The following is an 11884-nucleotide window of genomic DNA, read 5'->3' on the forward strand; positions in this document are numbered from 1 at the left end:
GCCGCCAGCAGACCATCGGTGTACTGCCCGAGCAGCACCTCGACCTGGGCGCGGGTGAGCGTCGGCGCGACCGCGCCGTCGAGAAGTTCGGCCCATCGCACGGCCACATCTCGCGCTCCCACCGCAACCCCCTGTCGAGTCCGTCGAATCAGGGCTTCCGACCCACGCCCGCCAGACCCAGTGAGCGCCCCGGTGCCTCGTGCTGGTCGCGTTCGGATTCCGGCCGCCACAGCGGCAGCTCGACGACGCCGGGTTCGATCAGTTCCCAGCCGTCGAACATGGTGGTGATCGCCTCGCGGGACCGGAAGTGAATACCGATCTTATTCTCGTTCACGGCATTGGCGCCCAGCTTGGCGGCGTCCTCGGGACGCTGCGCCGAGGTCAGGTGCGAAATCGCCACGTAGCTGCCGCCCGGCACCGCCGCCCGCAGCTCCGACACCAGCTCCGCTGGCCGGTCCTCGTCGCCCACCAGGTGCAGCACCGCGACCAGCAGGATGCCGACGGGCTGGGAGAAGTCGACGAGTCCGGTCGCGCGGGCACGCTCGAGCAGGTCGGCGGGCTTGCGCAGGTCGGCCTCGATGGCCCCGGCGCGCTCGTTACCGCTCAGAATGGCCTTGGCGTGCGCCACCGCCACCGGGTCGATATCCGCGTACAGCACCCGCGCGGCGGGGTCGATCTCCTGGGCGATCTCGTGCACATTGCCCGCGGTCGGAATGCCGGAGCCGACGTCGAAGAACTGCCGCACCCCCGCGTCCATCAGGTACCGCACCGCACGCCGCAGGAACGCCCGGTTGCCGAGTGCCAGCCGGGGTAGGTCCGGGACCAGCTTCTTGCCCATCTCGGCGGCCTGCCGGTCGACCTCGAAGTTGTGCGAGCCGCCCAGCAGCGCGTCGTACATGCGTGCCGGGCTGGCCTGGGTCATGTCCACGCCCTCCGGGGCCCACGCCGGTCTGTCCATTCGAAACCCTCCTGCGAACCAACGAACTCGGACCACGCCGCGGGCGGGCGGATCCGCTGCCGGATGCTCCGTGTTCATGATCACCCGGGCCGTGCTCTGCGAATGGTAGCCCTCGTACTCGAGAACTATTGCAGCGACATGTTTCTCATCGGCCGGGACCGGGTGCGGCCGGGGCCGGGCAGGTGCTGTCGGTGACGAGGGGAACGCAGACGCCGGTGACATCCTCGAGCAGCAGCCGCCCGCCGATCACCAGTGCCGCCAGCGCCACCGCCCCGAAGAACAGCACCCACACGATGCCCGGGATCCGGGTGAGCCGGGCCAGCTGGTCGGCGTCGGAATTGGGCTCGTGCGCGCGGTTGCGCTGGAGTTCCACCACCGGACGCGCCGCCGCCAGCAGCAGGAACCACGCGGCGAAGTAGGCGAACCCGGCCTGGAGGTCGTCGGTGCCGAACCAGGAGACCGCGAATACCGCCCCGCCCGTGACGACGACCGACAGCAGCCCGAAACCATTGCGCACCTTGAGCAGTACCGCCGCCAGCAGGGCGATGGTGGCCCAGAGCATGAGCGTGATCCGGTGTGCGCCGAGCAGCGCCGCGTAGCCCAGGCCGAGCAGCGCCGGGGCAGGATATCCGGCCATGGTGGTGAGCACCATCCCGAGGCCGTACGGTTTGCCGCTGGACACCGTGAGGCCCGAGGTGTCCGAATGGAGCCGGATGCTGTTGAGCCGTCGTCCGGTGAGCAGGGCGACGAACGCGTGGCCGCCCTCGTGCGCGATGGTGACCACATTGCGGGTCAGCCGCCAGGTGGGGCGGTAGAGGACGATCAGCAGGGCCGCGATCGCGGTGCCCAGCACCAGCCACCATGGCGGCGGCGTCTGCGTACCGGTGAGGCGGTCGACGATCGAGTTCCCGCGTTCGACGAATTCGGCGATCTGCACCGCCGCACCTTACCCGCGCATCACGGCTTGCGCCCGATGCCGCCGCGCACCGAGGTGCTCTCGCCCTCGGGTGGCTCGTCGGTCCGCCACCGGTCGATGGGGACGATGCCCGGCGGCACCAGCTCCAGTCCCGCGAAGACGCCCTCGATCTCGGCCGGGGTGCGGGGATGGTAGGGAGCGCCGCCGGTCTGGGCGTAGTTCTCGCACAGCCGGACGTAGGCCGGATCGTCGGTGGTGCCGTCGTTGAGCACCAGGTAGCTGCCGGAGGGTACGGCGGCCATGAAGGTGTCCACGATGCGCCGCACGTCCCGGTAGGTGGGGGCGTGGCCGAGAACACCGTGGAACATGACCGCGATCGGCTTGGTGAAGTTCAGGACCTGCCGCGCGGCGGTGACGATGTCCTCGGGGTGGTTGAAGTCCGCGTCGATGTAGGTGGTGACGCCCTCGTCGGTGGTGCTGGTGAGCAGGGCGCGGGCGTGCGCGAGCACCATGGGGTCGTTGTCGACGTAGACGACCTTGGCCTCGGGCGCGATGCCCTGGGCCACCTCGTGGGTGTTCTGCATGGTGGGCAAACCGGTTCCGACATCGAGGAATTGGCGGATCCCGGCCTCGGCGGTCAGATAACGCACCGTGCGGATGAGGAAGCGCCGCGATTCGACGGCCATGGTGCGGATGCCGGGGTAGGCATCGATGCCCGCCTCGCCCGCGATCCGGTCGACCTCGTAGTAGTCGCGTCCACCCATCCAGAAGTTCCAGATCCGGGCCGAATGCGGGATATCCGTGCGTATCCGCGGTTGGGACATACTCGATCTCCTCTGACGCTCGGCGTGGAATTTACGCCGTGCGCCGCCGTCTCGCGGGTATTTCACCGACCTGTGATCGGGAGTCGCGCTGGACCGCGCCGCGGATACGCGCCAGACTGCGCGAATGAGCAGCGACACAGTGGATCCGGTGATCGAGACCGCGACGGGGAAGGTGCTGGGCGCGCCGAACGATCACGGCGGCAGCGTGTTTCGCGGTATTCCCTTCGCCGCGTCACCGGTGGGTGAGGCGCGATTCACACCGCCGCGACCGCATCCGGGCTGGACCGGGGAGCGGGCCGGCGTTCGTCCCGGCCCCGCCGCCCCGCAGTGGCCGTCGCGGCTGGAATCGGTGCTGGGAACCCGAGTTCCGGACTGGGACGAGGACGGTTGCCTGAACCTGTCGGTGTGGACGCCGGGCGACGTGGATCCCGCCGCGGCGCGCCCGGTTCTGCTGTGGTTCCACGGCGGCGGATTCACCAGCGGCAGCGGCGGCTGGGACTGGTACGACGGCGCCCGCCTGGCGGCGCTCGGCGATATCGTCGTCGTCACCGCCAACTACCGGCTGGGGCCGCTCGGCTACCTGTATCTGCCCGAGATCGGGGCCGCGAACCTCGGCGCGCTGGATCAGGCGGCGGCGCTGCGCTGGGTGGCCGACAATATCGCGGCCTTCGGCGGTGATCCGGAGCGCATCACCGTGGGCGGGCAGTCGGCGGGCGCGTTCTCGGCACTGGCCCTGGCCACCGATCCGGCGACCGGCGCGCTGGTGCGACGGGTGATCGCGCAGTCCGGCCCGTGGCGGATGCCGCCGATGGACGCGCTGGCGGCGCGCGATATGACCGAGTCCTATCTGCGGATTCTCGGCATCGCCGCGGACGGGCAGGTAGCCGATCGATTGCGCGAACTGCCGGTGGGTCGGCTGCTGGCCGCCTACGCCCGGCTCATGGCCGAGACCGGACGGCCCGGATCGATGGAACCGCCCATGTGGCCGGTGTTGGGTGGGCCGGGAACGCCGCGACCGTTCGAGCAGGCCGTCGCCGCGGGCGCACTGCGCGGGAAGCAGGTGCTGCTGGGCTGGACCGCCGCGGAGATGGGGGCGTTCTTCGCCTTCAATCCGGCGATCCAATTGCTGAGCTGGGAGAAGGCGGCGGCGTTCGGGGTCACGCGGGAACGCGCGGACGCCGACTACCCGGGGGCGACCCCGGCGCAGGCGGTGTCGCTCGCACTGGGCGAGCACTACTTCGCCGCCGGGGCCCGAGAAATCGCCGATATGCTTGCCGCCCAGGGCAATCCGGCCCATGTGTATCGGTTCGAACGTGGCCCCGTCGTCGATCCCGACGGTATCGGGGCCTGCCACTGCGCGGAGCTGCCGTTCCTGTTCGGCACCTTCGACGCCTTCCGCAACGCTCCCATGCTGGGCGAAATCGGCGCGGGCGACCGGGAATTGGCCACGGCATTCGGCGGTGCGCTGGCCGCCTTCGTCGCCACCGGATCACCGAACGGGTCCGGTCCGGAGTCTTGGCAGCCCTACCACGCTGACGGCGCCGCCGAGATCCGGGGATTCGGCGTGCCGACACGGCAAAGGTTCGGTGTGCCGACACGGCAAAGGTAGTGGTCACTGGACATAACGGGTTTGCGGGAGTATCACAACGGGTATGGGCTCCGATGTAATCGGTGTCAGCGACGCCGTGGAAGAAGGTGGTCCAGGTGTCGGCGAATGTGCCGGTGCGCCTGTGGCGGGTGCAACCGTGGAACCCGAATCCGCTCATGCGCGCATCGGATCGGTGGGAGGCACTGATCTGGCTCGTCGCGGTGCTCGCGGCACTGGTGGCGGTGCCCCTCGCGGGAGCCATCGGCACCACGGCCTACACCGGGGCGGCGGCGCGCATCGCCGCCGAGGACGCCGGCAAGACCCGGGTCACCGCCACCGTCGTGGGTATGCCCGACGATGTGACCGGTGCGCGCGGCGGGGTGCGGGTGGAACGCTTCCCGGCCACCGTGCGCTGGGACGCCGACGGCCGCACCGGTGAGGCCGATGTCAACCTCTCCACACCCGCGGTCGTCGGGGCCGAGGCCGAGGTCTGGCTCGGCGCGGACGGCACGCCCACGGCTCCACCGGCCAAGCCGGGATCGGCCGCCGCCGAGGGCGTGGGCACCGGTCTGGCGATTCTGGTCGAAACCTGGTGTGCCGCCGCCGCACTGGTGTGGGTAACACATACCGCGCTCACCGCGCGCCGCAATGCGCGCTGGGATCAGGAGTGGCGCACCATGAACCATTCGATCGGACGCGACACGCTCTGAGGTGAGGGCGAGTTCGGAGTCTGCCGGACTTCGGCCGCACCGTCGGGCCGGTCCGCCGCACGGGATTGCGCGCTGAACGTCGCTCACCCGCCGATCGCACCCGCCGATCGCGCCCGCCGAACGGCGAGGCGACTCAGTATTCGCCGTCGACCAGATTGCGCAGCGGTTCACCGGTCAGATACCGCCGGATCTCGCCCACCGCCACCGCGTAAGCGCGCTCGACATTGCCGCGGCTGCTGCCGCCCACGTGCGGGGTGAGCAGCAGGCCGGGCGCGTCCCAGAGCGGATGGTCGGCGGGCAGCGGCTCCGGGTCGGTGACGTCCAGGACGGCGCGCAGCCGTCCCGAGGTCAGTTCGGCGAGCAGCGCGTCGGTGCGCACCACCGGTCCGCGCGCGGCATTGACCAGGATCGCGCCGTCGGGCATGCGGGCCAGGAAGTCCGCGTCCACCATGCCGACGGTGCGGCTGGTGACGGGGACGGTGAGGATCACCGCGTCGGCGCGGGGGAGCAGGTCGGGCAGTTCGTCCACCCCGTGCACACCGGCGCGGGCGCGGGTGCCCACCACGGTCACCGGGGCGTCGAACGGGGCGAGTTTGCGGCGCATCTCGGTCGCCAGGTCGCCCGCCCCGACGATCAGGACGCGCTTGCCGTGCAGGGTGTCGGTTCGGTGCTGGGTCCATCGGTGCTCGCGCTGCGCCACCGCGAATTCGGTGAATTCCCGGTAGACGCTGAGCAGTCCGGTGAGCGCCCACTCGGCGGTGCTGGCCCCGTGCGCGCCGCGCGCGGTGGAGAGCAGCACACCCTCCGGAATCCGACCGACCCATGCCTCGGCGCCGGCGGTGAGCAGTTGGATCAGGCGCAGTTTCGGCAGTTCCCAGGCCATGGCGGCGGCGGCCGATCCGGCGAGGAAGCCGGGCACCAGGATCTCCGCGTCCGCCCCGCCCGGGGGTACCGGGCCGCCGGGCTCGTACCGCACCGCCCGCACCCCGTCGAGCGTCGATACCGCTCGCAGCCCGTCGTCGTCGGGAATCAACACAGTCGTCGCCATGAGCGCCACGGTAGTCCGGCCGCTCGGCGCGGTGCCCGGAGGCGGCGGAGTCCGAATGCGACGTCCGAAGCCATGTCCGAGTGCCATGTCCGAGTGCCATGTCCGAGTGCAATGTGCGAGTGCCATGTCCGTATGCCGCCGATAGGGCGAAGGCCGCCGCCCGCGGGTGCGGACGGCGGCCTCGCGCACGGCGCGCCTAGTAGTAATGCCTGCGGCCGCCGATGGTGCGACCGGCGGAGCCGAGCAGTGCGAGCACCACACCGACGACGGCGAGGATGATGCCGAGGGTGGTGAGGATCGGGATGCTGAGCAAATATCCGGCGACGATAAGGATGAGGCCGAGAATGATCATGATCGGGTCCTATTTCGATGCGGGCGAGGCCGACTTGCCGGTCGTCGGGCGGTGCAGGAACCGGTTGAACGACCAGGTGGGGGTGGAATCCGGGGCGGAGCGTGCGGCGGGAGCGTTGCTGGTCTCGCCCGGTGGCGCGGCGGATTCCTTACGGGCCGCCGCGATTTCGCGCTTCGACTTGCGGAGATCACGCCGGGCGGCGCTACCACGCCGCGAGGCCGTCCACACCGCCGTCAAGAGCAGGATGAGCCCGCAGGCGCCGACGGCGCCGACAAGCATGCCGTAACCGAACACCGCCCCGGAGGACAGGTCGTAGTTCTGGCCGAAAACCGTGAAACCGTTGGAGAGCGTGTTGTTTTCGCCGCTGTTCTCCCGGACACCGGCAACGCCCACGGCCACGGCGCCGAGGAGGGCGATGAGCCCGATGATGGTCAACATAGGGCGGCTATTCCCGCTACGCCGCCACTCAAACGGGGTATGAGCGGCGGTTTTCGCGACACGCCGCGCGTGTTCCTTGACACGCGAGGCTGTGTGGTGCGCAACGGTGTGGTGCGGAACGTGGCGGCGTTCGGTTCGGCTCGGTGCGTTCCCGCGGCGTTTCCCGCGCGCACGGGTGCGCGGCAGTGGACCGCGTGATCAGGGCGGCGGATCTCTCGGCGAGCCGTACTGGTCCATTGGCAACTTTGGGGCAAACTTCCGGACATGTCTCCTTTGCCCGATTGCCCGCTCGGGTAGCGGCACCCGGTGACCGCGCCTTTCCGGCAGATTCCCACGCCCATGCTGGCGGTGGCGGGGCCGCCGCCGGATGCGGAGGGCTGGGCGGTGGAGATGAAGTGGGACGGCGCCCGCATCATGGCGGTGTGCGCGGCGGGGGAGTGCCGGCTGTACAGCCGCAACGGCCGGGATGTCGGCGGGTCGTATCCGGAACTCGTGGCCGCGTTGCGGACCCTGGCGGCGGACCGGGCACTGATACTCGACGCCGAGGTGATCGCCGCCGATGCCGACGGCGCACCCTCCTTCGGCCGCCTGCAACGGCGCATGCATGTGGCCCGGCCGGGCGAACACCTGGTGGCTCAGGTGCCGGTCCAGCTGTTCGCCTTCGACATCCTGGCCGTCGACGCCCGCGACGTCACCACGCTGCCCTATCTGGAGCGCCGTCGACTGCTGGCCGAATTGCCGCTCACCGCACCGCTTTCCGCGCCGCCGCACTGGCTCGGGGTCGGGGCGGGCGCGCTGCTCGCGGTCGCGCGCGAACACCGGTTGGAGGGCATCGTCTCCAAACGCGTCGACTCCCCGTACCTGCCGGGCCGTCGCTCACCGACCTGGGTCAAGACACCGCTGCGCCGCGGCACCGAGGTGATCGTCTGCGGCTGGACCCCGGGCAGCGGTGGTCACCAGCACACCTTCGGCTCCCTGGTCCTCGGCGCCCACGACCACACCGGCACGCTGGTCTACATCGGCAATGTCGGCACCGGCTTCACCCAGCCGGTGCGCCGCGTGCTGCGCGCCGCCCTCGACGACATCGCCGTGCCCACAAGCCCTTTCACCACCGCGCCACCACTGTCCGGACGCTGGCACTGGGTGCGCCCCGTCCTCGTCGGCGACGTCGAGTACCGCGAATTCACCGACCGCCTCCGCATGCCCAGTTGGAAGGGCTTGCGTTCGGACAAGACCGCCGCCGAGGTGATGCTCCCCGAGACCGCGACCGCACCGGACGGGTGACGGCCAGCCGAGTGGACGGGCCGTGGCGGCCGCGACGTCGGCATCGGCACGGGCTGCGCGTCGGCGGTCGGCGGCCCGGCGTGCGCCGGATCTTCGGCGGCCTGCTGCGCGTCGTTCACCGCATCGGCCTGGGGCAAGATCGGGCTGGGTGTGCTGCTGCTGGTCTATCGTGCGTCGCAGCCGCACGCGGCTCCACTGGCGGAACAGGGCTCGCTGTGGCTGGACGAATAATCGTTCAGGACAGCGCTTTCGCCTTCAACTGCTCGAATTCCTGTTGGGTGATGGTGCCGTCGGCCAGCAGTTGTTTGGCGTCGGCGATCTGGGCGGCCGGATTGGTTCCGGCGGTTTTCCTGATGTAGTCCTGCTCGGCCGTCTGCCATTGCTTCGCCTTGGCGGCCGACCGTTCCTGCATTCCGCCGCCGCGCGCGATCAGATAGACGAGCGAGGTGATCAGCGGCAGGAAGATGAGGAAGACGATCCAGACCGCCTTCACCCAACCGGAGGTTTCCTTGTCACGGAAAAGATCGCCGATGATGTAGAACAGCAGCAGCAGATAGGCGATGAACGCGAAGCTCACGATAATCAGCCAGAGCACTTCCCAGAACGACATTTCGCACCTCGGTTGGCTAGGACGGACGTCGTCTCGGCAGGACGACTGCCGCCACGCTATGTCGAGCTCCCCGGGCGGGCATCACCTCATTCGGATGAAGGATGGTGAAAGACGCAACAAGATCATCTCGGTTCCCGAATCGAGGAGATCCGTCCACTAAACTCCGCGAGCAGAGCACGGTGACCCACAGGCTGTCGGTACGCTTCGGGAGGCGCGATGACTGCTGCGCACGGCCTCGACTTTGCTGGATCGGACGGCAATTCGATATCCGCCGAGGCGGGAATTCCCCATCTGGCGTTCACGCCCATACCCCGCGGCGGGTTGCTCGCGGAATTGACCGCCCTGGCCGAGACGCCCGAGGGGGTCGTGCTGCTGCTGTGCTCACCCGTGGGCAGCGGCAAAACCGTACTGCTGGTGCAGTGGGCGGAAGACCGCGGCCGCGACCGAGTGGTGTGGCTGCGCGTGGAGGAGCACGCCCCCGCCGGACAGCTGTGGCAGCGCCTGCGCGCCCGCCTCGGCGTCGCCGCGTCCGGGCCCGATCCGCTGACCACACCACTCGCCGACGCCGCACAACTCGCGGACGCGCTGGCCGGTGACCCCCGGCCGACCCTGCTGGTCATCGACGACGCCCACCTGATCACCGATCCGCTCATCCTGGCCGGACTCGAGCACTTCCTGCTGTCCGTGCCGCCGACCGTCACGGTCGTCGTCTCCGGCCGCTACGAACCGCCCATCCGCTGGCATCTGCTCGAACTGAGTTCGCGGTTGCGGCGATGGGGGGCCGACCGGCTCGCCTTCGCGCCGGGCGAGGTGGCGCGGGTGTGCCGCGACCAGGGCTGCGAACTCGCGGACGACGACATCGCGCTGCTGATGGAACTCACCCGCGGCTGGGCCGCGCTGGTGCGGATGGCCGCCATCTTCCTGTCCACCCGCACCGAGGACGCCGCGGCCGCGCTCACCGCACTCGCCCGGCTCCCGGCCTCGATCTCCGATCTGCTCGCCGGGGAGCTCATCGACACCCTCTCGCCCGGCCTGCGGCTGTTCCTCACCCACACCAGCGTCCCGGCCGAGTTCACCGAACAGCTGGCCGACGATCTGATCGGCGGCGGGGCCGGACACTGGCTGCACGAGCTGGAGCGGTTGAACTATCCGCTCACCTCCGTGGTCCGCAAGGACCGGGAGTGGTTCACCTACCACCCGCTGCTGCGCGCCTACTTCCTGGCCGAACTCAACCGTCTCGGCCCGCAGCTCGCCGAGGAGCTGCGGCTGCGCACCTCGCTGCATTTGCAGTCGATCGGCGAACCGGCGGCGGCGCTGCCGCATGTGCTCGGCCTGCCGCGCTGGCCGCTGTTGGCCTTCCTGGGTGAGCATGCGCTCGGTCTGACCATCTCCGGGCAGGGCGCGGCGCTGTTCGACGCCTTGGCGGCGGCCGATCCGGCCCTGTCGGAGGATCCGTACCTGCTGCTGCTCCGCGTGGTCGACGCCTTGGTGCAGGGCGACATCCCCGGTGCGCGTGCGCATTTCGACGCCTGCCGGGCTCGCCGCGCCGCCCGTGAATCCTTCGCCACCGCCGATATGCGCACCGCGCTGACCGCCGCCGTCACCGCGGAGCTGGCGGTCGCGGCCGGAATCTCGGTCGAGGACGGCTGGGCGGAGTTGCCGCCCGGCACCGGATATCCCGATCTGGATTGCTACGCCGCCATCGAAACCGGTACCGCGCTGCTCGTACTCGGCGATCCGGTGGAGGGGGAGGAGCGGCTGCGCCGGGGCCTGGCCGCCGCCGAGGTGAACGCCTATCCGCAGCTGCGGGTGCGGGCGCTGACCCGACTCGCGGTATCGGCCGGTCTCGCGGGCGCGCTCACCACCATGCGCCGCCGCGCCGAGCACGCGCTGGACGTGGCGCGCGAACACCATCTGCTGGCGGCTCCGGAGGCCGCGCAGGCGACGGCGCTGGCCGCGTTGGGAGCCTACGTGCAGGGCGACGCCCTCGATATCGACTACGTGACGCGCACGCTCGCCGAACACAGCCTGGTGGACGGGTCGGTGGGCGCGAACGGCGGCTGGCACGCCCATCTGATCGGCACGCTGGTGTCCTTCGCCGCCGCCGAGGACAAGAGCGCCGCCGCCGAACTGCTGCGCACCGGACTGGTGCGGGTGCTCGACGCCCATCCGGTTCCGGCCACCAGCGCCGGGCTGGTGCCCTTCGTGGTGTGGGCGCTGCTCCAGGTGCGGGAGCCGTACGAGGCGCAGCTCGTGGTCGAACAGGCGCGGTCGGCACTGGGCGAGGGGCCGGAGCTCCGGATCGCCCGCGCGGCGCTGGCCGCCACCGCGCACCGCTCCCGCGCGGTACTCGAACTGGTCGATCCGCTGTGCGACGCGGCGACGCCGGTGCATCCGGTGCACCGGGTCACCGCGTGGCTGCTGTACGCCGTCGCGCACGACGAACTGGGCAGCGTCGGCAAGGCTCGCGACGGGCTGGAACATGCCCTGCGGCACGCCGCCGCCGAACGCGTCCTCCGTCCCTTCCTGGATGTGCCCGGCGCACTCGGCCTGCTCGACCGATTCGACGGCAGCTTCGGACATCTGGACGCCTACGCCACCACCCTGCGCCGACATCCCCTGGTGCACCGGCATGCCGCGCATCCGGGTCTGACCGGCACCGAACTGAAGGTGCTGCGGCAGCTGCCCTCGGGTCGGACCACCCAGCAGATTGCGGACGATCTCGGTGTCTCGATCAATACCGTGAAGACGCATCTGCGCGGCATCTACGCCAAGCTCGGCAGCAATTCCCGGGTCGCGGTGTTGAGCCAGGCCCGGCGCAGCGGCCTGCTCTGAATCGGCGCGCCCGGTTCACCCCCGGCGGATGAGGTGTCTCCGGCGGCGGCGAGCGCAGACTCGAAACGCGTGGGCGGTCCGCCGTCACGATGGGCGTCGACGGCGACGGGCACGGAGAGGAGGCCCCCGACAATGCCGATCCGGTACCAGTTCGTGCTCGACGGCGAACTGTCCGAGCGCGCGCTGGCCGCCTTCCCCGACCTGTCCGCCGCGCCGCGGCGGCACGGCACGACGACCCTGTTCGGCGCGGTCACCGATCCCACGGCGATGCGCGGAATCCTCGCCCGCATCGACAATCTCGGACTCACGCTGCTGGAGATG

The 11884-nt window shown here is 70.4% G+C and carries 12 protein-coding genes; 5 read left to right on the plus strand and 7 right to left on the minus strand.

Translation table 11 applies throughout. The annotated features are described in order from the left end of the window. Nucleotides 1-148: 148 nt before the first annotated feature. From QK444_RS22395 to QK444_RS22405, 3 genes are all read right to left on the minus strand, one after another. The gene (locus QK444_RS22395; protein ID WP_282783358.1) at nucleotides 149-958 is read right to left on the minus strand and encodes an SAM-dependent methyltransferase; all 810 of its coding nucleotides are present in this window, start codon (nucleotides 956-958) and stop codon (nucleotides 149-151) included. A 145-nt stretch (nucleotides 959-1103) separates the two neighbouring features. Beyond that, nucleotides 1104-1895 carry a M50 family metallopeptidase gene (locus QK444_RS22400; RefSeq protein ID WP_282783360.1) on the minus strand — a complete coding sequence of 264 codons (792 nt, stop codon included), beginning with the start codon at nucleotides 1893-1895 and terminating at the stop codon, nucleotides 1104-1106. Between the two features lie 20 nt (nucleotides 1896-1915). Further along, entirely contained in the window at nucleotides 1916-2698 is a 783-nt protein-coding gene (locus tag QK444_RS22405) for an SAM-dependent methyltransferase (RefSeq protein WP_282783362.1), read from the minus strand. A 124-nt stretch (nucleotides 2699-2822) separates the two neighbouring features. On the opposite strand from QK444_RS22405, the gene QK444_RS22410 reads away from it, so the two are divergent. Further along, complete coding sequence (locus QK444_RS22410; RefSeq protein ID WP_282783364.1) at nucleotides 2823-4307, plus strand: carboxylesterase family protein; 1485 nt, start codon at nucleotides 2823-2825, stop codon at nucleotides 4305-4307. A 62-nt stretch (nucleotides 4308-4369) separates the two neighbouring features. After that, nucleotides 4370-4996, plus strand: coding sequence for a hypothetical protein (locus QK444_RS22415; protein ID WP_282783366.1), 627 nt, complete (start codon nucleotides 4370-4372; stop codon nucleotides 4994-4996). A 133-nt stretch (nucleotides 4997-5129) separates the two neighbouring features. On the opposite strand, the gene QK444_RS22420 is transcribed toward QK444_RS22415, so the two are convergent. The 3 genes from QK444_RS22420 to QK444_RS22430 all read right to left on the minus strand — a co-directional run bounded on the left by QK444_RS22420 (nucleotide 5130) and on the right by QK444_RS22430 (nucleotide 6834). Further along, nucleotides 5130-6044 (minus strand): 2-hydroxyacid dehydrogenase, encoded by a 915-nt coding sequence (locus tag QK444_RS22420; protein ID WP_282783367.1) that lies wholly within the window; start codon nucleotides 6042-6044, stop codon nucleotides 5130-5132. Nucleotides 6045-6240: 196 nt separating this feature from the next. Continuing rightward, on the minus strand, nucleotides 6241-6396 hold the full coding sequence (locus QK444_RS22425) for a DUF6131 family protein (protein ID WP_282783369.1): 156 nt from the start codon (nucleotides 6394-6396) through the stop codon (nucleotides 6241-6243). 9 nt (nucleotides 6397-6405) lie between these two features. Beyond that, nucleotides 6406-6834: a hypothetical protein gene (locus QK444_RS22430; protein ID WP_282783371.1), complete on the minus strand. Its 429-nt coding sequence runs from the start codon at nucleotides 6832-6834 to the stop codon at nucleotides 6406-6408. Nucleotides 6835-7173: 339 nt separating this feature from the next. Here QK444_RS22430 and ligD point away from each other — a divergent pair, with 339 nt between their 5' ends. After that, nucleotides 7174-8118, plus strand: a complete 945-nt coding sequence (gene ligD / locus QK444_RS22435; RefSeq protein ID WP_282783377.1) for a non-homologous end-joining DNA ligase — start codon at nucleotides 7174-7176, stop codon at nucleotides 8116-8118. A 235-nt stretch (nucleotides 8119-8353) separates the two neighbouring features. Here the strand turns inward: ligD and QK444_RS22440 are convergent, their stop codons facing one another. Further along, nucleotides 8354-8728, minus strand: a complete 375-nt coding sequence (locus tag QK444_RS22440; RefSeq protein WP_282783373.1) for an SHOCT domain-containing protein — start codon at nucleotides 8726-8728, stop codon at nucleotides 8354-8356. A gap of 216 nt (nucleotides 8729-8944) precedes the next feature. Between QK444_RS22440 and QK444_RS22445 the strand changes: the two genes are divergently transcribed. Further along, nucleotides 8945-11563 (plus strand): LuxR C-terminal-related transcriptional regulator, encoded by a 2619-nt coding sequence (locus tag QK444_RS22445; protein WP_282783375.1) that lies wholly within the window; start codon nucleotides 8945-8947, stop codon nucleotides 11561-11563. A gap of 132 nt (nucleotides 11564-11695) precedes the next feature. Continuing rightward, a partial coding sequence (locus QK444_RS22450; protein ID WP_282783376.1) for a hypothetical protein occupies nucleotides 11696-11884 on the plus strand: 189 nt, incomplete at its 3' end.

The sequence above is a fragment of the Nocardia sp. CC201C genome, from assembly GCF_030010695.1.
GTDB classification, from domain to species: Bacteria; Actinomycetota; Actinomycetes; order Mycobacteriales; family Mycobacteriaceae; genus Nocardia; species Nocardia otitidiscaviarum.